This window comes from Cryptosporangium sp. NPDC051539 (assembly GCF_044454545.1).
Taxonomy (GTDB): Bacteria; Actinomycetota; Actinomycetes; order Mycobacteriales; family Cryptosporangiaceae; genus Cryptosporangium.
Window position 1 is genome coordinate 57,697 of record NZ_JBITDV010000017.1, and the last position, 20,685, is coordinate 78,381.

A 20,685-nucleotide genomic window follows, 5' to 3' on the forward strand; every position below is an offset into this window, starting at 1 on the left:
TATGACCCGGAAGGACACCATGCGCCTCGTACGACGCCGCACGGCGTGGCTGATCGCCGTGGCGATCGTGGCGATCCTGCTTGTTGCGGGCGTCACCACGGCTCTCGTTCGTGCGAAGAGCGACGACCCAGTCGCGAACGGCTGTGGGCTCCCCACCGCCGCCCCTCAAACTCCGGCCGTGCCTGCGAGCGAGGCGCCGGGAGGTGGTGGAGTAAAGGTCACGGAGACCGCGTTCAGCCCGACCGAGGGTGACAATGGCGTGGGCATGGCTGCAGTCGTGCAGAACACCAGTAAGGCCCAGGTCGCCTACCGCACCACGGTCACGTTCGCGATGACCACACCCGCCGGCCAGAACGCGCTCTACCCGGACGCCGGGCCGGACATGGTGATCGTCATTCCGGTGCTCCTGCCAGGCGAACACCTCGGTGTGGCCAACTGGGCAGGTCTCTACCCCGACTCGCAAGGCACTCCCGCCGCTCCGGGAACCATGACGGTGACCGTCAGCAGCACCCATTGGATCGACCGCGATACGGACGAGGGCCGAATCTTCCAACCCGTAGGCACGAAGAACAAAGGCATTCAGCGCACCGATCCTGAGAAGCCCACCGTCGGCAACGCGCGTGTCCTGGTCACCTCCTCCTACTGCCGGGCCGTCGGCCGCCACGGCGTCGCCCTACTCTTCCGCGACGCTGGTGGACGCCTGATCGGCGGCACCCGCATCGTCGATGCCTCGATCAGCCTGTGTCGGCCCGGAACCCGGGTCGACGGCGATAGCGCACGCACGATCCAAGGCATCCCCACGGCCGCCGACCTCGACCGCACCGAGACCTACGCCTACTGCGACATCGTCGAACCGCCAGCGGAGCCCAGCGGATCGCCCATCGGAATCAACTACGTCTAAAAACGATGTCTCGTAACTCAGGCGGAGTGACGCCGGCCCGGTTCGAGCTCGGAGGTCATCCAGCCAGAGCGAGGTTGTGGAGCAGCGCGACGCCGGCCGGGTCGTCTTCAGCGTGCGGGCGGCACGGCGGTAGTCGCGGAGGATCTTGTAGGTCTTCATGCGGGCGGAGCAGTGTTCGACGGCGGCTCTGACCTGCCGGTGCTTGGTGTTTCCAGTCTTCCTGCCAGGCGGGTAAGCGTTCCCGCCCGCGCGCCCGCCGGAACGGGATGATGACCTCGGGGTTGCCCCGGTAGGCGCCGTCGGCCACGACCGGACGTCCCACGAGCTGCTCTTTCATGCCTGAATCGCGGTAGGCGATCGTGTCGTTGCGGTTGCCTGGCTGCGGGTCACCGACTGAGATGACCAGGCGGGTGTCGGCGTCGATGGCCACCTGCAGGTTGGTGGAGTACCGGTAGTTCTTCGAGGATGCGGCGAGGGTGTGGTCGCGGGTCGGGACGAGGGTGCCGTCGACGATCGCGACCTGATCGACCCGTCGCTTACGCACCGGAGCCAGCGCGAGCAGCGGTCCGAGGGTGTCCAGCGCCCGGTGGACCGACGAATGAGAGACCCCGAACAGCGGCCCGAGCTGCCGCATCGTCAGATTCGTCCGCCAATAGGTCGCGATCAGCAGCACACGATCAGGCAACTCAAGGGCTCACTGCCGGCCGGGCCGGCCGTCCTGGATCTCCTCGCCGCCATGCTCGGCGACCAGCCGCACCAGCGCGCGGAACTGAGCCTGGGACAGACCGGTGAACGGCTCGACCCATCGACGGGACGCGGTGATGACCGGCGACGACACCCGGCCATCCTCCACGATGGCCGGTCGCCAGACCTCACCGGGTTACGAGACGTCCTCTAGGCGAGAAGCTTCACCGCCACGGCTGCTGAAAGGCGTTCGGCGGCAGAACCTGCGACCAATACACCAAGCGGGCATTCGTGTCGCCGGTGTCCGGGTCGTCGGCGCCGAGGGCTCGGGCCTGATCCGCGCGGACCCCAATAAGCAGGTTGGCCGCGCGCCGCGGATCGCCGGTGTTCCCGATCGCTATCGCGTGCCACTGACGGACCTGCAATGTGATGCGATCGTCGGGTCCGCATACCCAGGCGACGTCGTCGATCAAATCCGAATAGAGCTGTGCCGCGGTGGGATGGTCGGCGCTCTGGCTGACGTAGTTCGCAAGAGCGATGCGGTCGTTAAGAACGTCGACATCCCGGGAGCCCACTTCCTTGCGGCCCGCCTCCACCAGTTCAGCGTAGTACTTCGCCGCGAGCCGCGGATGTCCGGCGAGGCCGGCGCACCTCGCGCGGTTGCGCTGAACGGTGCGTACCCCGAAGTGGGTTTCATTGCCGGAGCGAACCATCGCCTCGAAGAGGCGTTCGAATTCCTCGGCGGCCGCCCGGTAATCCTCCGCCCGCTCCAGAAGACACGCGAGCAGCCACCGCGAGCGAAGCGTCAACAGATCGTCCGGCCCGAGAAGGTTCGTGGAGCGCGCGACGCAGTCGCGCGCTAGTACAGTCGCTTCCTCTAGCTCGTCCGTCCGCAACAGTATGGCGCCGAGGTTGCGCTGGGCGTGGATGGTGCCCTCGTCGTCCGGACCGTGTCGCCGCAGAAACTGGGTCACCAATTCGCGATGCAGTATGAGCGTCTGCGGATCGTCGGACTCGCCAGCCCAGTGGGCGAGCTGCTCAAGGTGCCGCAGCCGGGCCGACTCGTCGGTGACGTCGGCCAACAGCTCCCGGTACAGAGCGACAGCCCGCGCGGGGTCGCCGCTATTGCCGACAGCATCCGCGTGGGTGGAACGGTAGAAGAGCGTGGTGCTGTCTGAAGGACCCAGGTGTTGCGTGCTCAGACGCACGACGTCGGTCAAGATTGTGGCGGACTCGGCAAACTGCCCGCCCTCCAGCAGGATGGTGCCCAATGTGCCGCGCGTGACGATTGGCTGTTTGTCTCCCTCTTCATAAACATGAAGGCGCCCGATCAGTGACCGCAAGAGCTCGATCGCGCGCGCTCGCTGGCCAGCACGATCCACATGGACAGCCGACTTGTGTATCGCGAAGACTGTCACGGGATGGTCCGGCCCTAGCGCCGCAACAGCGTGCGCCGCGATGTCCTCAAGTTCGGCCGCCGTCTGTGCCTTGTCGGCGCCTTCCCAGCCCAACCGATCAACTAGCGAAACCTGACAACGCAGCGTGTCGGAGTGGTCGGGTCCGAGTCCGGCGAGACAACGTTCGTACAACCCACGGATACGCGCGATTGCGGCGGTCCAGTCCCGGCTCGGTCCCCGACCGAGCGCCATGGCCTCGTCGAGTTCAGACTCGATTGTGTGTGTGCCATGTTGCTCTGTGCTCAACGTGTCCCCCAATGCCGCAGCCCGGTTCGCCCTTCATCTGAGCATCCGAGAGATCAAACGAGATGCGGGCGGGGGAAGGAAGCAACGTGCGGAGCGCGGATTTAACTAAGCGGACCACCGAGGCCGTCCGTTCGGTCAGCGGTTCGTTGGGAGGGGGCCCAAGCGCTGTCTGGCGGGGATTCGGGATTCGCCTTCTTGGGCATTGACAGCGGGACCCAGTCGGCCTGTGTCGTCTTATGACTCGTCAATTGCCGGTGGTTCCAAGTCTGACAGTACGCCTTGATACCGGGCGGTCGTGCCCATCGCGCGGAGGAGTGCACCGACGAGCTGTTTGGTGATCGCGCCGGGACGCTGGAGCAGTTGGGCGCGGGTGACGAGGACTGCACGCCGGTAGACATCGTCGGTGTAGAGAGGCGCGTCGTCGAAGTCGAGCCGAAAGTCACCGCGGAGGAAAGTCGGCTTGCCACGCAGGTCGGTGGCGGCGACTGCCAAGGCCCAACTGCCAAGGTATCCAGCCTCAGAAGCCGAAGCCGCGACCATCCCGAGGAAGCGGCGGACGGAGGCGACCGCAGCGATGTCGTATACGACCTGGGCAGGGGCGGTGTCGCCGAGGGGATCCCGCACCAGGATGCTGAATCGACCGAAGAAGACGCGCAGACCGCCGTCCTCCCGGATCTCCAACTCAAGGGCGTCTTCGCCTGTTGCAGTCTGTAGGCCGCGGCCAGAACCGAGATAATGGTTGGTGCGGGCGATCCCGTCGGCCCGCGGCGCCCCTCGGCCCAGATGCAGTCCGGTCAGGTCGGGGTACACGATCCGGAACTCGTTCGTGGATCCGCCCACCTTCGCAAGTACCGTCTCGATGTCGCTGGTGCTCCCGGCGTCGATAATTCGGTTGACCTTGTCGCTGAACGGGCCGTCGGCGACGACGTCGAGTAGCAGTTCTGGGTGCCCGTTGATCGGCTGCGCGACCAGGAACAGGTGCGACTGATTGCGGCGGGCGGCCGGGATCGGGTCGCGGTCGATCTCGTACTGCAGGAGGGCGAGGGCATCATCCTTGGTGAGCCGGCGCCGCTCGTGGAGACGCCGGATCTCTAGATCGGACAGGACGATCTTCGTGGTATCTGACCGCCCGTAGTACCGGCCGTCGACCATGTGCGGGGCGTCCGGGCTGGCTGGTATCTCCACGAGCAGGTAACCGCGGGCCGGGTCAGCGGCCGAGCCGATCTCTCGGACGCTCACTGGCAGGGGCGGGTCGATCAGCGTGCTGCGGGCGATCTGGTCCACTTTCTCCGCCAGGCCCTTAAGCGGCTGTGGGGCCAGCATCATCGTTCTGTTGGTTTTGTCCTCCTCAATCCCGATGGCGAGGGTGCCGCCGTCAACGGCGAAGGAAGCGAGGTCGCGCGCCAGCTCCTTATTGCTGCCCTTGCCAGGGGACAGCTCGCGCTTGGCATCGAAGTAATGAGATTCGGTCAGGAGGCCGTCGTGGATGGCCTGCTTTAGGTCTTCCTCGGTCCGGGGTAGCCAACGCGAGGTCAGCGCGGACAGGCGAATCGGCTGCACGGCGTCACTGTGCCGGACGAGCGAACGCGACGCGAGTTGCTGATGCCAGACCAGCCGAAGTTGTAATGGGGAGCATGACCGCTCGCTCATTTCTGCGGCGCTACGAGGCGAGACGATCAGGTCGTCCCGTGAGGTGCAACCGGCGTCCGCCTACGTGTCCGCTCGGCAGAGCGGCCGGCGAGCAGGACGAGGCAAGCAGCCTGGTCCGCTGACGAATCGACCTTCGGTGCATCGAAGCAAGATGTCTGAGGCGCGACTGGGGCAGTAGAGGCGGGAGCGGTTGCAGTAGCCACCTTTCGCTGGGTCGATAGCGCTGCACGCGGCTGTCCGGATGGTCGAGGTGTTTGGTGCGCGCGGCCCATAGGCACGACCGCCCTCGACATTTGCGCAGGACAGCCTGGATATTGACGCGGCGCTCGTCCGTATGTCAATTGGGTCACACGCGTTGTGCGCTGGCAGCATCCGCGGCGAGCCAGCGGATCGAATTCGGGCGCGACCACGGGCTCACGATCCCATCTGTGTGCGCCGCGATGACTGCTGCGCCGGAAAAGAAATTAGATGACAATGCCATCTTCAACGACGCGTCGCGCCGGCGCGCATCGCCGTCCACATTACTCACTCCCTTCGGCGCTGCTCGGTGCGCTGGCTCTGCTTGCGGTATTCGCTTTATGGGTCTCAACCACTGGATCGTCGCAGGCGGCGGAGGACGCTCCAGGCAGCAACGGCGCTCCCGTGGCGATCGCATCAACGCCGGCCGGTGACGGCTATTGGCTGGCAGCGGCAGACGGCGGAATCTTCTCGTTCGGCGCCGCGCGCTTCCACGGTTCGATGGGCGGGGCCCGGCTTGCCGCGCCGGCGGTCGGGCTCGCGGCGACCCCGGGAGATGGCTATTGGCTGGCTGCAGCCGACGGCGGTGTGTTCGCCTACGGCGACGCCGAGTTCTACGGAGCAGCCACCGGGGTAGGGCTGGCTGCGCCGGTGGTGGGGATCGCGGCGACGCCCTCCGGCCGCGGGTACTGGTTGGTCGCGGCCGATGGCGGAGTGTTCGCCTACGGCGACGCCCAGTTCCACGGCTCGATGGCGGGTCAGCCTTTGAATGCTGCGGTCGTCGGGATCGCCGCTACGCCGTCGGGCAGCGGCTACCTGCTAGTGGGGGCCGACGGCGGCGTATTCGCCTTTGGCGACGCTGCTTTTGAGGGTTCGGCCACCGATCTGGGCCTGGCGCCGGTGGTGGGGATCGCGGCGGCGCCGACCGGGGGCGGGTACTGGCTGGTGGCTTCCGACGGCGGGGTGTTCGCGTTCGGGGATGCGCAGTTTCACGGCTCGATGGGCGGCAGCTCACTGTCGCGGCCGATGGTTGGGATCGCCAGTACGCGTGAGGGTTACCGGACGCTCGCCCTCGACGGCGGCGTCTTCGCCTTCGGTGATGCGGGGTATGCGGGGCGAGTCATCTACTCCGGTCCGGACCCGCGGCCCGCGCCGGTGGATCCCGCCGTCACCGCTGACCTGCTCAGCACGGTGTTCGGTGCCCGATCGGCGGTAGTCAGCGAGGGCCTGCCGTCTTTGAACGCTGCGATGCAGCAGGCCGAGATCACCAGCCCGCCACGTATCGCGGCGTTCCTTGCGACGCTGCGTACCGAGAGCGGATTCCGATACAACGCGCTGGAGGGCGGCTGTACCGCCACCACTCGTACCTACTACCCGTACTGCGGCCGCGGCTACATCCAGCTGACCCACCGTGCTAACTACGATGCTGCGGGCTGGCGGTTCGGCCGCGACTTCGCCGGTCATCCCGACGACGCCCGTAGCCTTGCCTTTAGCGCGTCGATCGCGACTTGGTACTGGACTGAGACCCACGACCTGAACCGGCTCGCCGACAGCTTGGACATGAACGCGGTCACCCGGGCGGTCAACGGTGCTGCGGCGCCCCCCGCCACCCTCCGGGCGCGTTGCGCCGACTTCAAGAAGGTCCTGGACTACTACTACTACTACTACTACCGCGATAACTCCGTGTCCGAGCAGGCCGACTGTGGCTGAGGACGCGGCCACCCCCGAGGACCCGACCACCGGTAATCCGGGTGGCGACGATTCGAGCATCGGCAAAACGGGGCCAGCTGCAGAGAGTTCCGCTCGGACGGAGGCCGGTGGTGCGCACCGGGCGCCCGCTCCGCGTAAGCGGCGCTCTCGCATCCGCGACGCGGCAACGCTTGGCCTCATCCTGACCGTGGTGGGCACCCTGATTGCGATGGCGGCGCTCGCTCGGGACTACTTCGACCTGACCGCCCCCACCAGACGCGGCCCCGGAGGCGTGGCGCACTCTCCCGCCGAGTCGGTCACTCCGTCCACCAGCACCGGGCCGACCATCGATCCCGCACCTTCCAGGTCAGTCCCCACCGGGGCTGATCGTCGGACGCGTCCGACGTCACCATCCTCTGCGTCGGGTGCCGAGATCCCACCGACCGACCCGGAGCGGGTCGCAGTGCGCACGTCCTACAACCTCGGCGCGGGCGAGGGTGCGGTCGACCGGGTGCTGCGCGCTGGAGGCAGCATCAGCCAGGACTTCATCGCAGCGACGCCCACCGTTACCTGGGGCGGTGTGATCGCCGGCTGCAACCCTCAGCTCAGCGGCGGATGCGGTGCCGACGGCAGCAGCTTCGGCACCCTGACACTGGAGATACTCGACGGCGGCCAGACGCTGGGCGCCGCAGTCGTGGATACCTCGAACAATCGCACCTCCGAAGGCCGTTTTGACCATGAGGTGCAGGTCACTCCTGGCGGCCGCTACACGCTGCGCGTGACCAACACCGCGGGGAAGCCGATCGGGTTCTACGTCAATCGGCCGCCCACCGGCGACGACCTGCTCACGACAATCAGCAACGCCTTCCATCCCGTCGACAACGGGCCCAGCGAACTGGACCTGTGCGCGCTCGTTGACAACCGTCCGTGAACTGACCGTCCGTGGAGGAAACGGGAAGTCCGAACCGATGCGCTCCGTGCGGCGGTTACCTCACACGTCGCTACCGTCGCATTGGGGGCCCTGTTGAGGGTGAAGTATCTGCTCGGCGAGCTGTTCGGGATGGTGTGACTCCCGGTCGGAATTCTGCGCCCGTCTCCCTTGCAGGATCAGGGGGATCGGCCGGCCGGGGTCGGATGACGAGCGCGGCCGAGTCGGCCGGGTAGTCGGGGGAGTCGATGTAATCAGCGGCTCGTCGCCCGACAGGCGACTCTGCAGGCCCTCGGTCGGGTGTTAGGTGTGTGCGTAGCCGAACGCTCGCCGGCGAAGCGGCGAGCGTTCGGTCGGTAACAACGATGGCTTCCGGTGTCTGGCTGAGCACCACTGCTCGCGTCGAGCCGTGCCGAATTCCGGAAGCGGGCCGGGCGCTGGCGGGGTCCGGCTCAGGTGAAGGGCCGGTCGCGCCGGTGCGGGCTCCGTGGTCAATGGCGTCAGCCGGCAGCTGGTAGATCGGCCGCAGTCTTGCGTCAGAAATGCCCTGCTGGAACTGGTGCTCGCGGCTGGCATCGCCCAAAAAGCGAGTAGCCAGTCCGGCGGCGGTGTCGCCCGGCTCTGTGCGGTAGGTGAAGCCGCCGACGTCATCGCTGGGGTCGCTGAGTGAGAGCAGCGATCCCTGTATGAGGGCGTGTGAATGGTTGTCGCCGGCGGATGCCACCGTGAATTTGCCAGAGCCGGGTGCGGGGTGTGGTCCGTCGAACGTGGTGACGACGGTGAGAGCGGCGTCCGCGCGGCTCGGTTCCTTGGTATCCAGGAGCGCTTCTCGTGCGATCGATACTGCTTGCTCGGCGCCAACCAGGACGGCGGCGCGGACGGCGACTTCCGCCAGGTAGCGCGCCGCGCGCCGCGCGCGAGGAGTGGCGGTTGTCGCAGTAGCAACGACCCACGCGGTATGACCCGTGTCAGGGTTGTGCTGAACGCGGATTGCCGAGGGCCCGGTGGCGGGTGCGCGATGCGCATAGTCGTGTCCGGTGGTCCTCAGGTCGGGCGTTGCGGCGGCTGACTTCCGTGTCTCCTGGCGGTCGGGTGTCGAATTGCCGAACCCGGCATTGTTCGGAAGCCACTGACGCCAGGCCTCCGGCACAGTGCCAACGGCATGGAGATCCACGGTGACGGTTCTGCCGTTCGAATATCTGATCGCCTGGCGACGCCGGTCTCGGTTTGCCGAGCTTCCATATTTGACGAGGTAGAGCACGCCATCGATGCGAACGAGTTCGGGGCGGCTGGCGTATCGGCTATACCAATTCCACTCGCTGCAGCCACAGGCGCCACCTGGGCACTCAGCGGCGTGTTGCGGCGGCTCGCGAGGGTTGGCGGCCGCGTTCGCAGCACTGCTCTCGGTGGAGTCCTTCGGCTCGTCGGGCGGGAACATCGTCTGGACCACACGGACCGGGTTGATGCCTGCCCTCCGTGCGAGATCCAGGGTCAGGCGCTCAACGTGGGTGTGGTCCCGAGGCACATGGTCAGCGACGTCTCGGAGGAAGGCGGCGCCAGCGCGCATCGCCATGACTCGGCCTTCGATCTCGTCGAGCCGGTGGCCCGCGATCCGGTTCTCAAACGGAAGGTCGATGAGCGGCCGGCGCGTCGCCACGAGCTGTTCGACGGCACGCCGTGGTCCTACGGCAGCGACGAGCGATGCGGGATCGTGCTTCGGCGGCAGGACTACGGCGTCAACCGGGCCGACCCAGCCGCGGACCAATTCGTACGCCTGAGCTGCTGCCTTCTGACCACTTGCATCACCGTCGAACGCCAGCAGGAGGGGCGTCTTGGCGGGGACTGCGCGGGTAAGTGTCGCGAGGTGGGCACTAGTGAGCGCGGTGCCGCATGGGGCGACGACAAGCCACGGTTCGGGGAGCCGGGCGACCGCCATCACGTCCGACGGTCCCTCGACGACTAGTACGGCGCGTGGTTCGGCATAGCGATGAAGCTGCTCAGCTAGGCCATACAGGATCTGCGACTTCGTGTACAGCAGGGTATTTCTCGTGTTCATCCACTTCGGATTGGCAGCATCCACCTTCGAGTCGTCAGGAACCCGCCCGAGAAAGCTGACGACGTAACCGTCGGCGTCGCGCACCGGGAAGACAACGCGACCGCGGAAGAGGTCGACCAGGCCGCCGCGGCGACCGCGAAAGGCCAGGCCGGCGTCAAGGACGTCTTCCTCACCGAACCCATGTCGAAGGAGGTGCGCGTAGAGCGCGTTACGCGCTTCCAGGGCGTACCCGACACGCCACGGAGCCTCGCGAGCGACGCTCACTGGAATTGCTCGGCTCGATAGGTATCGGCGGGCGGGTGCTGCCTCGCGCTGGGTGAGACGTGCAACGTAGAAGTCGGTTGCGATGGCGAAGGCCGCTCGCATCCGTGCCAGTGGATCGGCTCCCGGGGCGCTCACGGGCGTAGGCCAGGTCGCTGGTCCAGGTACTCCCGTAGGTAGCGCGCGACCTTGGCTGCGTCGCTGATTTGCCCCTGCCCGCTGTCGCCGGGGAGCACCGAGTACGGGCCGTCCGGCGCGATGGTCCCCGCCTCGGTGATCGAGCGCACCGATGCTGCGGTGGCGGCGGCGAGCTCAGCCGCCCGCGGACCGCGATACCAGGGCAGGAGCCGAACCAATGCGGGCCGGCATCCAACCGCGAGCAGGATTGCCCAGCCGCGCTCGATGCGCCGTACGTCTTCCGGCCCCAACACCCGTTGGCGCCGGGTCGAGACCTGGCGGGTCGAGGTTCCGTACGGGTCGCGGGAGAACGACGCGGTGGCGACGTCGTGCTCTCCGATGAGTGCCGAGATCTCGGAGGTGAATCTCGGGTCATCGATGCCGGCGCCGATGAGTTTGATGGTGCTGGCCGCCCAGAGAGTCGCCATGCCACGGTCGCCCCAGACCCCCGTTCCCTGGGCGTAGTTCTGGAGGATGGTGACGAGGTCGATTCCGCGACCGCCGTAGTGCGAGTAGAGCTGCGGCAAGTCAGCGATAGGGCAGATGTTCGCGGCCTCGTCGAGCACCGCGACCAAGGGAGGGTCGAGGCGCCCACCGCAGGTCTCGGCGGTACGAACACCGCGACGCAGGACCTGGTCAGTGAGTCCGGCTACCAGCGGCGCCGAGGAACCAGCGCCGTCCTTGCTCAGCAAGAAGAGGGTGTCGGTGCTCGTCGGGAACTCACCCGGGTCGAATCGTCGCAGCTCGGCGGCAGATGTAGGCGTGACCCAGGCCATCACGACCGGATCCTGCAGGCAGCGAGCTGCGGTCCGTGCGGTCTCCCAGATGCCGTCCCGGGTCTCGACGGCGCCTTCCTGCCGGCCGCGCAGCGATCGCGCGGTCTGGGTCCAGCCGCGGCGCCGCAGAGCGCGGATGGGTTCTTCGGCGCTGGGGTCACTCAGCCAGTTCTGGACGTCCTCGAGTGAGCCGGATCCGGCAGCGGCGAGGAACAGTGCAGTGAGGAGATCCTCGGCCGCGGCGAGCCAGAAGTCGCTATTGCGGCTGCCCCGGATGGGTTGGACGAAATGCGCGGCGAGACGTGATGCGTCCTCCACCGAGGCGAGCCCAGCGAGCGGATCCCACCACCAGGTCTGGGACTGCCTGGTGATTCCTTGCGGATCGAACAGCCAGACGTTGCCGCGGCGAGCGCGCGCAGCCTGGGTCGTGGCCCAGAGATCGGCGCGGTTGGATGTCGCCAGAACTGCGCCTGGCGCGTCGAGCACCATCGGGACGGCAAGAGACGTGGTCTTGCCGGACCGGGGACCCATCAGGGCGAGAACTCCGTCCTCCCAAGACGCGCGCAGGATCGGTCCGTCGGTGGCTCCACCTAGCAACTGGGTATGGCGGAGTCGGCCGAGAGCCAGTCCGGTGGCCTCCGGCGTAAGTTGCTGTCTCGTCAGCTCGCCGAGTGTTGGACGTAGGCGGATTGCGCGCGCTGCTGCGCCGGCTGCCGCGAGCTCAGCGACATCTGGAGGGCGCGCCAGCGACGGCAGCGGGTCGTCGGCCGACCGACGGTGGCGCTGCCACCATGATCCGGCGACGAAGATTGGAGCGGCAGCCCCACCGATCAACATCGCGGATATGACCCCGACGCCGAGAGGCGGTAGCCCGGGATAGGCCGAGCTCCAGTCGCCGGACAGCAGGAGCTGAGCGAACTCGGTTCCAAACCCTGGCCCGGGGGGAGCGCCGATCAGGACGCCGACGGTGCGGCCGGCTACCCATGCCAGCCAAGCCATGGCGATTGCTGCCCAAACGACCCCGAGCAGCAGGGACGGACCCAGCAGAGCGGCGCCTCCACCCCGAGGAGAGATCGGCACTGGTGGCGGGCCGTTCACGTGTCTCTTCCGAATGACGAACGTGTGATCTGTCGGATCGCTGCGTCGGTGTCGTAGAGGCGGAGTTCTTCATCGACGAGGGTCAACGTGACTGGAAGCCCCGGCCCCTCGCCCGTTTTGATTAGATACCGACCGCGGCCCGGGTGCCGGATCCCGGGGCGCAGTACGTCCGGCGACGCCCATGACGCGACGAGTTCGCGCTCGGGTGCCGACAGGCGGGTGATGAGGCTGACGCGCTCCAACTCGCGAGCGGAGAGGGCGGCGAGTACGACGATCGCGGATCGCTCGACAAAGCCGCGTGCCTTGGCGCGGTCCTCCTGCGTGGGCAACGCCTCGAGGTCATCCAGGCTGTGCGTGATCATCAGGGACGCGACGCCACGCTGCCGATTTAGCCGCGTCAGGGCGTCCGCATGGTCAACCAGGCCAGGAGCGCCGCGCAGCGCGCGCCACAGCTCGTCCATGACGGCCAACCACTGTCGGCGCGGTGCGAGTCCTGCGTCGGCGAGCGCCGCGGTGGCATCAACGGTGGCGAAGCCGAAGCTCCATACCGACAGCATTGCTGCGGCGACGAGTTGGTCGCCGGCCAGCGCGATCCGGGAGATGTCCACGGAGACCGCGGGCGCGTCGAGGTCGATTGGCGTCGTCGTCGGGCCGTCGAAGACGCCCCTGAGCGTTCCGTCGCAAAGCAGCGCGAGCGTGGGAACGAGATCGGCGGCCCGGGCGCGGTAGTCGGCTTCGCCTCCGATCCTCGCCGCGGATCGCAGTTCGTCGGGGCCTTCCTCGAGCAACGCAAGAACGTCCGGGATCGTCGGGTCTCGCGGCAGGCGGTCGCTCAGTAGGTCAATGACTCGACCGAGCAGAACCTCCTCGGCGTTGTGTATGCGGGTACCGCGGACCAGCGTGCACAGCGCAAGCAGCAGCGCCAGACGCCGACCGCGGATCTCCAGACGGAGCTGATCGGCTGCCGCAGCCGGGAGGCGTCTGAGCGCGGTGCCGAGCGGTCCGCTGTCGAGCGGGTTGATCCGGTCGAGGCCGCGGCCGACCCGGATGACCTGCCCGCCGAGGTGCTCGACGATTCGTGTGTAGTCCGGCTTCGTGTCGCCGACGATCAGCGCCGTCCGCCCGAACGCGACGCTTCCCGTCAGCAGTCGTTTGACCAGCGCGCTCTTTCCGACGCCGGGCTGTCCGAGCACGAACATGCCCGGATTCGTGACCAGCCCGGCGTCCGCCCAGAGCAAGGGATCGAGGCAGACGGGTTCGCCGAATAGCATGTGCCGCCCCACCGGAATGCCGAGCGTGGGGGAACCAGAACCGGCGACGAACGGAAACAGGCCGCATAGCTGCACGCTCGTGCCCTGGTATTCGACGCCGGCGGCGACGTGGCCGGCGCGGCCGCCAGTGGCGCCTCGCCATCCCCACATCGGTGGGATCGCGTTCATGTCTCCTCCGGATTCAGCGGGGCCAGGTCGTGGCGAGCTGCGCGGGGCATAGGCCGCAGGGAAGGGTCGTCGCGAACCCAGCCGCCTGGCTCGCCCAGAGGCGCCGGAGACGAATCCGCGCGACGTCCGCACGCGCCTCGACATCTGCGACCGCGCCGTCGAGCTCATCGGGGTGCAGAGCCGTGACGGTGACGAAAAGGCTCATCAGTCCGATCCCCGCACCTACGGCTTCTTCTCCGGCAGCACGCAAGGCTCGGTCGTGGTCAGCTCTGTCCCGCGCGTTCGCGTCACGGCGTTGTGCCGCGCGCAGCGCGGACCGGAAGACGGCTGCGTTGACCTCTCGGTCGACGACCTTCGCCGCTTCCGCAGCCGCTAACGGTCGGTAGACCAGGGTGACGCGCTTGCGGTAGGTGGTAGGCGCCAGCAGACGCGCCAGGACTTCGGCGTGGACGTGCTGCCGGGGAGCCTCTTGCCAAGCCCAGGACACGCTCAACCCGGAGTCGTGCCGGTAGCGCCCGTATTCCTCGTCTGCAGCGATCGGACCTGCTGTGGCCCAGTCGACGAGCCTTTGATCGGCGCCGTCGAGACGTTCGAGGTCGTCACGTGCACCGGGGTCAAAGGAGCTCCGAACGATCGCGGCCAGTTCCGGCGCGGTGGCGCGACCGAGCAGTGTGAGACCGCAGCTGCCGAGCGCACTCTCCAGGCCCGGCAGCTGGCGGGTCACCTCGGCGACGGCGTCGGCGTCGAGCTTCGTCGCGGTTCCGGCGGGGTCGAAGGTGATTGAGACTTCGGTGCGGACCTCGGCCGCGGTCTCAGCAGTGCTGCTGGCGACGCGGCGTAGGAGATGCGCCGCGGCGGCCGAGGCGCCCGGCACAAGCTGCGCAGCCAGCTGACTCGGAAGGCGGACGCTCGAGGCGGGTAGGGCAGTGACGGTGATGGCCGCCCACCGAACCATCGGTTGATAACCGAGGCCGGCGAGCCAAGCACCCCAGTTAGCGACCCAGGCGTCCGACTGGTCTCGGTCGACGAGCCAGGTCGAGGTTGGTGCGACGCGCAGCGTCGCGGTCAACGTTCCGCTCCGGCGATGGCGGACCAGACCGAACGGTCCGGCCGCGTCGTCGACGGCGAGCAGTTCGGTCGCTGCCAGGACGCCTGGCAGCATCCAAGCGTGCGGGCCGTCTGCGGTGACACCAGCTCGGTAGGACGTGCGGCCGCGGGCTTGGCCCCAAGCCCAGCGCAGCTGTTGTGAGAGCGCGCTGAGCAGCGGCGTGCCGTTCCAGCGTGCGACGAGAAGCGCGACGACGCCCGTCGCGGGGACGGCGGCGACGGCCATCGCGGCGGCGGAGATCGATCCGGCTGCGACCACCGCGAGGATCGCGCCGAGCACGACGAGAGTGTGGGCAGGCCCGAGGCCCCACAGCCCCATGCTGCGGCTACGGCGCCATCCGCCGTAAGTCCGTGCAGAAGCGGCTGGTTCGCTGGACATAGTTCGGTTACCTCGTTTCGTCGGGTGGGTCAGTCATCGCTCGACCGGCTCGCTCGGCTGCCGCTCGGGCTGCCGCGGCGGTCTGCTGCGCAATAGCCGCAGCCGCGGATGCGCCGCCGGCGCCCGCTGCGGCCCCGCCGGGCGGCGCGTCGGCCGCCGGGGAAGGAGCGGCCGGCGCGCCGCGACTACCGGCAGGGTCTTGAAAGGTCGGCATCCTGGGCGACGCCGCACCGGAGGACGCCGGCTCGAGACTCGACTCCAGATACCGCGCGTAGTCGTTGATTCCGCGTTCTCCGGCGCCGCGTAGCGACGCTGTCGCGTGTATGCCGCCGGCACCAGCGGTGGCCAGCAGGCCGAGTCCGCCGCCACCGCCGCTCTGCAGCGAGCCAGTCGTCCAAGAGAAGAGCCGCACCAGGAGCGGCATGGCCAGCAAAGCGAGAGCCAGCACCGTGACGCCCATGAAGAACGACCGTGGGTCGTTGTCGTCCGAAGGCCCGATGAGCAGAAACGCGACGCTGTAAATCAGCGCGGCGACCGCCTTGTACGTGGCCAGTGCGAGGCTCCACGACAGCACCTTCTGCCGCCAGCCGCTCGTCATCTGGCTGCCTCCGCCGGATGCAGCGAGCTGCAGAAGCCCGGCGAGAATGACGAGGCTCGCTTCGCGGAAGAACATGAGTAACGCCTGGACGAAACTCGCTATGAGAACGAGCGCGCCGATGAGCGTGACCGCGCCATCGGGCATCACCCGCGCCGGGATCAGGAGCGCGGCGAACCGGTCGGTCAGCCCTTGCTCGGTGACCTGACCCATCGACTGCTGCAGCACCCAGAGCGAGAAACCGTCACTTGCGCGGAGCACCATGTGCGTGCCGGCGACGCCGACCGCGCCCCAGAGCACGGTTGACCAGAGGGTGCGGACGATTTGAAAGATCGGCTCGGGACGCCGGGACACGATCATCTGCAGGCCCTGCCACATCACGCTGCCGACCGCGACCGCAGCGGTGATCGGCAAGACCCAGCTCTGCAGGTCGTACGACGTATCTGAGGTGAAGCTCGGTAGGCCGAGCCACCAGGTCGCCATCCACGCAGCGACCCAGGCGATCGCCGTCGTGACGGCGTGCGCGACTCCGCTCAGCGTGCCGTCGGCTGCCTGCTCGGCGACCTTGCCGCCGACGTCGCACGCCAGACCGCCCCAGCCACCGCTCGGGCACACGCTACGCGTCCGCGAACGAGGTGTAGCCGATGCGGGAGTAGACGCGGCCGACCATCGGCGACCAGTCGCCATGGGCTGGTGCCACCAATGCCCAGTCGTTGTGGAACCAGGTCAGCTGAATCGCGAACGTGACGAGCCCGGAGTCGTTGTTCGCGTCCAGCGCCTCGAGAAGGAGTCGGACAGCGGCGGCATGCTCGTCGACGGCGTCGACCTGGTAGCCCAGAGCGGTAGCTCGGACGCTGCCGGCCGGGCGCCCGTACGGAACGTCGTAGTTCTCGCGTAGCCGCGAGTACTCCTCGTCGACTACCGCGCGCAGCGCGGCCACGTCGTTGCCGACCACCTGGGTGCTGAGCGTCGGACCGTAGACGTCTGGTCCGACCTCCGGGGTGACGCGGATGCTTAGGTGGAGTGCGGCGTAGGCAGCGCCTTCGGCGCTGTGGCTGAAGCCCCGAGCGAGACCGCTGTCGAGGACGCGTGGCCCGGCAGTGTGGGAGACCGGAAGGCGTGTGCCGGCCAGCTCGACGTCGGTGGGCGTCCGGGACGCCGATGCCTTCGGTGCTCGGGGGAACTCGCCGTGATCGTCACTGATGAAGGTCGTGGCGGCAAGGGTGATAGCCGCGGCGCACACAAGGATGAGCGCGATGATGCCTATGCGGCGGAGGGCTGCCGTGGGCTGGTGATTGGCGCGCTGCACTAGAGCACCGATCCGACCAATGTCGCGGCGATGGCCGCGATGCTGACGCCGCCTAGGACCCACGGGAGTCCGATCGCGCCGTCGACCGCGAGTGCGGAGCGGTTCCGGCGGCCGAAGATCATCATTCCGCAGCACCAGAGGATGCCGAGGACGCCGGCGCCGCGGATGGTCCACTTCGCCCAGCTGATGAACTTTCCGAGGACGGGACCGAGGCCGGGGATCTCGGATGGGGGTGGGTTGGGGATGCCCGGATCGGGCGTGGCCATCGGCGCGGCGAACACTGCGCTGATGGCTTGATGGCCGTGGTCGGCCAGAGTCGAGATGAGCACCGTTCCTCCCGCGGTGGATGCCGCGGATTTCGTCGCGGCGTGCGAGGCGAACGGTGCTTCTTGTGACGTAGCTAGATCGCTAGTCGCCTGGGAATCTTCGCGCTGCTGGGATAGCGAGCCTCTACATGTGTGGCTGCAACTCGTTGTCGAACCGCAGCAGTTGAGGTAGCCGGCTCATATGCATCGATGCTCTCCGTGCCTTGTAGCGGCTGAGACACGTCCCCGCCCGATCGCAGTTGCGCCACCTGCTAGCAGGACCGTGATCGGCCAGCCGCTGCCGGCCGGTCCATTCGATCCCAATGAGCGGCGCGGAGGTCTTCGGCGCGAAACGCCGAGACCCTAAAGGCGCTCGTGCTGGTCTTTGGCAAGGTCAGCGGCTTAGTTGCCATTCGTCGGTCCGAACAGCATCCAGAAATTCTAGCCATTGCCGGCGATTGACGCCTAAAACCGTGGCAGAAGGGCTCTTGGAGTCCCGAACCATGACATGCGCGCCGTGGACAGCTATCTCAACGCAGCCTTGGTCCACGCTGGATGAGCTTTTTCGCCACTCAAGTGCCGCTAAGTCAACATCCATCACGTCTGCCCCCAAGTCGTAAGTACTAAGAGGGTAGAGGAAAAAGCGCAGATTGCCGAGCGTGGACGGTCCGATAGTCAAGTCGCAGCAGCGAGCGGGTCAGATGTATTCGAAGCCTGCCGGTGGGCAAAGAAGCATCTGTTGCAGAGTAGAGCCCGCGACGCATGATCGCGGGCGCTACATACGTTCGCGCCTTACTGGTGGCCAATTACCTGGTGGAGGCCGTAGATCGAGGCGCCGGCTGCGAAGACTCCGGCGATTACAGCTGCAGCGACGTGCTGTCCCGCCAGAAATGTGAGTGCACCAATGGTTATGCCAATGACTGCACCACCGAGGAGGATTACCACGGTGCGCAGCGTGAACAGGTCAGGACGGTCATGCGAGGGCTCGCTCATCGCCGACCCCACTGAGGGATGCTCGGCGACTCGGTTGCAAACGCTGTCGAAGGGTAGCCTTCATGCAGGGGAACAGGCATGCTGGTCTCCTTGGGTCCGTTATCAGGGTCCAGGGGAGGGGTTCGCGCCTTGTTCGTTGGTAGCGTAGGAGGCGCGAGCCCCGTCTACTATGCTGATCGTTTGGCATTCTCCTCGCTTTCGAGTTCCGCGATTCTCCGCTCTACAAGCTCGAGAGTGAATTTCTGGCTGCAAGCAATGTCTTCCAACTTGAAAAACCGGTCTAGGTATTTCGATGCCTCTTGTGGGTCGTCCCGAAGGCTGCTGGCGGAGTCCCGGCGGGAATTTTCGAGGTACGCGACCATCCCGAGTCGAGGGTCTGTGAACTCTAGGACCGTGCAGGGCCCTTCAGTTCCTGGATGAAGCCCAGTATTAAATAGAACGACGCGGAAGTCGACGTTCGGATTCTCTGCGCATACCTTTCTGATGTACTCGAGTTGAGTAATCATGACTCCTGGGCTACCAACTGTTCGATAAAATACGGATTCGTCGACTAGGAAGAAAAACTTTTTCTCTGCCTCGTGCAATATTTCTTGACGATCGAGACGGGCCTGAGTTCGCAGCTCACGACGATCAAGTGACTCGTCTGGGTTTACGACCGCCCGCGCATAGTCTCCAGTTTGGAGGAGACCGGGAAACACGGTGGTCTCCCAGTAGCGCGCGATCGACGCCACTCCTTCCAGTCCGAGGTACGAAACGAAGTATGTGTCGAAGACCGAGCCGTATGCGCTCCATCCTTCGCGCTTCATGGCGTTGCGATTCATGTCGATATACCGTTCTTGTTCTTCTTCGGTTACGCCATAAAGTCGTAGGAGACCGCGCAGGTCATGTGTGGTTATCCGCACCGCACCAGACTCGACACGTAGAACCTTCGATACTGACCACTCCATCGCCGCTGCTACCTGTCGCTGCGTCCGTAGCGAACCGAGGCGAAGCTCATGTAGCTCGGCCAAGAGTATTCGCTTCAGTACGGTCGGGTCCGCTTCGTCCATGGGGGACGCTTCCTCTCCTTAATCGATCTAGTAGTAGTCGAGGTCGAGCGTCGGTGCCTCCTGGTGCTACGACGCGGACGGCGCTGGGTTGCGGCCTGCTGCACAGCCAGGAGCGAGCTCGCTTTTTACTGTACATCGTCTGGATGCACAGCCTTTAGGCCGTCAGCTACGAGCGACTCAGCGTGTTGAAGGTTAGAAGAACCCTTGGCAAGAGGGCTCGGAAGCCTGGAGGACAGCGACGGGCGGGCGATCGGCCAACCTGCGGCCATTGGGTGGTGCCCGGCACCCGTGCTAACTGGCCGACCTCCTCCGTCACGGTCGACTGCGTCAACCGTGACGAGGAGGGATCAAAGGATGGTCCAGCTGATGGTTCCAAGGTGGGCTGCCGAAGCGATCGTCCGTCGGTGCCATCGACAGCAACGTCCAGGCTTCCAAGGGCGGACGATATGACGCCCGACGACGTTGTCGACGGCATCGCCATCCATCGGCAGCTCAATCAGCACATGGGCCAGCTACTCGCGACCCTTGAGTTCCCCTCGGGACGCCCAGTGCCGCACGGGACCGCGATCACCGAGATTCAGAAGGTGATGTCCTCTTCTCCTTCGGATCCTCGGTACGTGCCCTTAGCGCTCGCCATGATGGCGCCGACCAAGCCGTGGCTAGACCAGGTCGCTACGCGCGCCGGCCAGTTGCTTGCCATTGCGCCGGACCGAATGCCACCTACGCTCCGCGCCTCGCTTGCCCAGTTGGCCAACGCGATCGAGACGGGCAACGGAGTCGACGCTCTGGAGACGGTTGTCGAGCTGGACAGCCGTCCCACCCCTCGCCTGCCGCGAGACGCGTCGCAGGCCTACAAGCGGCTGCGAGACCTGACCCGGGATCCCTCGATCACGGCGATGCGGCTGCTTTTCGAGTACGTGCACGGCGAGCGCGCGGGAGAGCCGGGACGTAGCTATGTGCCGGCCGAGCGGGCTCAGCGAGCGTCCGACATCGCTGAACAGCACACAACCCGCGGGCCGTTTCCAGCCGCTGTACCCGGCCTGCGCGCGCGGGGCTCTGTCCCGTCCAGGCCCGCGCCCAGCACTCGCCCGCCGCGTCGTTGATGAGAACGCCGGCCTCACTCACCGGGGAGAAGCATGCCTAGCGATTCAGCACCGGACACCGATGCGGATGTCGCCGTGTCTGAGCTGCTGCCTGCGATCCAGCTTCAGATCGACGCGCTACGCGTGCTGCTACACGCCCAACAACGACTGCTCAACGCGATTCAGCGTTCGCGTCCGGCGATCAAGCCCACTGTGATCGTCCGGCCGTCTCCGCGCCGAACCCGCAGCTAGCGAGCTCGCTACGTC

At 66.7% G+C, this 20,685-nt stretch carries 17 protein-coding genes and 1 pseudogene; 5 read left to right on the forward strand and 13 right to left on the reverse strand.

The genetic code is table 11. The features are described from left to right. Window position 1 precedes the first annotated feature (1 nt). Window positions 2–901 (forward strand): hypothetical protein, encoded by a 900-nt coding sequence (locus ACIBZJ_RS38925; RefSeq protein WP_395938650.1) that lies wholly within the window; start codon window positions 2–4, stop codon window positions 899–901. A 55-nt stretch (window positions 902–956) separates the two neighbouring features. On the opposite strand, the pseudogene ACIBZJ_RS38930 reads toward ACIBZJ_RS38925, so the two are convergent. The 4 genes and pseudogenes from ACIBZJ_RS38930 to ACIBZJ_RS38945 all read right to left on the reverse strand — a co-directional run bounded on the left by ACIBZJ_RS38930 (window position 957) and on the right by ACIBZJ_RS38945 (window position 5,458). Beyond that, a pseudogene (locus ACIBZJ_RS38930) lies at window positions 957–1,739 on the reverse strand (transposase family protein). A gap of 70 nt (window positions 1,740–1,809) precedes the next feature. Next, complete coding sequence (locus ACIBZJ_RS38935) at window positions 1,810–3,288, reverse strand: tetratricopeptide repeat protein (RefSeq protein WP_395938651.1); 1,479 nt, start codon at window positions 3,286–3,288, stop codon at window positions 1,810–1,812. Window positions 3,289–3,522: 234 nt separating this feature from the next. After that, window positions 3,523–4,848, reverse strand: a complete 1,326-nt coding sequence (locus tag ACIBZJ_RS38940) for a helix-turn-helix domain-containing protein (protein WP_395938652.1) — start codon at window positions 4,846–4,848, stop codon at window positions 3,523–3,525. A gap of 436 nt (window positions 4,849–5,284) precedes the next feature. After that, on the reverse strand, window positions 5,285–5,458 hold the full coding sequence (locus ACIBZJ_RS38945) for a hypothetical protein (RefSeq protein ID WP_395938653.1): 174 nt from the start codon (window positions 5,456–5,458) through the stop codon (window positions 5,285–5,287). Window positions 5,459–5,580: 122 nt separating this feature from the next. Between ACIBZJ_RS38945 and ACIBZJ_RS38950 the strand changes: the two genes are divergently transcribed. Continuing rightward, entirely contained in the window at window positions 5,581–6,885 is a 1,305-nt protein-coding gene (locus tag ACIBZJ_RS38950; protein ID WP_395938654.1) for a glycoside hydrolase family 19 protein, read from the forward strand. After that, window positions 6,878–7,795, forward strand: a complete 918-nt coding sequence (locus tag ACIBZJ_RS38955) for a hypothetical protein (protein ID WP_395938655.1) — start codon at window positions 6,878–6,880, stop codon at window positions 7,793–7,795. The genes ACIBZJ_RS38950 and ACIBZJ_RS38955 overlap by 8 nt, the downstream gene beginning before the upstream one ends. A gap of 70 nt (window positions 7,796–7,865) precedes the next feature. On the opposite strand, the gene ACIBZJ_RS38960 is transcribed toward ACIBZJ_RS38955, so the two are convergent. The 9 genes from ACIBZJ_RS38960 to ACIBZJ_RS39000 all read right to left on the reverse strand — a co-directional run bounded on the left by ACIBZJ_RS38960 (window position 7,866) and on the right by ACIBZJ_RS39000 (window position 19,336). Next, window positions 7,866–10,214, reverse strand: a complete 2,349-nt coding sequence (locus tag ACIBZJ_RS38960) for a toprim domain-containing protein (RefSeq protein WP_395938656.1) — start codon at window positions 10,212–10,214, stop codon at window positions 7,866–7,868. A 29-nt stretch (window positions 10,215–10,243) separates the two neighbouring features. After that, on the reverse strand, window positions 10,244–11,551 hold the full coding sequence (locus tag ACIBZJ_RS38965) for a type IV secretory system conjugative DNA transfer family protein (RefSeq protein WP_395938657.1): 1,308 nt from the start codon (window positions 11,549–11,551) through the stop codon (window positions 10,244–10,246). A 605-nt stretch (window positions 11,552–12,156) separates the two neighbouring features. After that, on the reverse strand, window positions 12,157–13,599 hold the full coding sequence (locus ACIBZJ_RS38970; protein ID WP_395938658.1) for a hypothetical protein: 1,443 nt from the start codon (window positions 13,597–13,599) through the stop codon (window positions 12,157–12,159). A gap of 13 nt (window positions 13,600–13,612) precedes the next feature. Continuing rightward, window positions 13,613–15,085 (reverse strand): SCO6880 family protein, encoded by a 1,473-nt coding sequence (locus ACIBZJ_RS38975; RefSeq protein WP_395938659.1) that lies wholly within the window; start codon window positions 15,083–15,085, stop codon window positions 13,613–13,615. A gap of 7 nt (window positions 15,086–15,092) precedes the next feature. Continuing rightward, window positions 15,093–16,295: a hypothetical protein gene (locus ACIBZJ_RS38980; RefSeq protein ID WP_395938660.1), complete on the reverse strand. Its 1,203-nt coding sequence runs from the start codon at window positions 16,293–16,295 to the stop codon at window positions 15,093–15,095. A gap of 1 nt (window position 16,296) precedes the next feature. Beyond that, a complete protein-coding gene (locus tag ACIBZJ_RS38985; RefSeq protein WP_395938661.1) occupies window positions 16,297–16,923 on the reverse strand; it encodes a hypothetical protein in 627 nt (208 codons plus the stop codon). Between the two features lie 65 nt (window positions 16,924–16,988). Further along, window positions 16,989–17,318 carry a hypothetical protein gene (locus ACIBZJ_RS38990; protein ID WP_395938662.1) on the reverse strand — a complete coding sequence of 110 codons (330 nt, stop codon included), beginning with the start codon at window positions 17,316–17,318 and terminating at the stop codon, window positions 16,989–16,991. Window positions 17,319–17,688: 370 nt separating this feature from the next. Next, complete coding sequence (locus ACIBZJ_RS38995; protein ID WP_395938718.1) at window positions 17,689–17,892, reverse strand: DUF397 domain-containing protein; 204 nt, start codon at window positions 17,890–17,892, stop codon at window positions 17,689–17,691. 562 nt (window positions 17,893–18,454) lie between these two features. Next, window positions 18,455–19,336, reverse strand: coding sequence for a helix-turn-helix domain-containing protein (locus ACIBZJ_RS39000; RefSeq protein ID WP_395938663.1), 882 nt, complete (start codon window positions 19,334–19,336; stop codon window positions 18,455–18,457). Window positions 19,337–19,782: 446 nt separating this feature from the next. Here ACIBZJ_RS39000 and ACIBZJ_RS39005 point away from each other — a divergent pair, with 446 nt between their 5' ends. Together ACIBZJ_RS39005 and ACIBZJ_RS39010 are read left to right on the forward strand one after the other, a co-directional pair. Continuing rightward, window positions 19,783–20,439 carry a hypothetical protein gene (locus ACIBZJ_RS39005; RefSeq protein WP_395938664.1) on the forward strand — a complete coding sequence of 219 codons (657 nt, stop codon included), beginning with the start codon at window positions 19,783–19,785 and terminating at the stop codon, window positions 20,437–20,439. Window positions 20,440–20,514: 75 nt separating this feature from the next. After that, window positions 20,515–20,670, forward strand: a complete 156-nt coding sequence (locus ACIBZJ_RS39010; protein ID WP_395938665.1) for a hypothetical protein — start codon at window positions 20,515–20,517, stop codon at window positions 20,668–20,670. The last annotated feature ends 15 nt before the right edge of the window (window positions 20,671–20,685 follow it).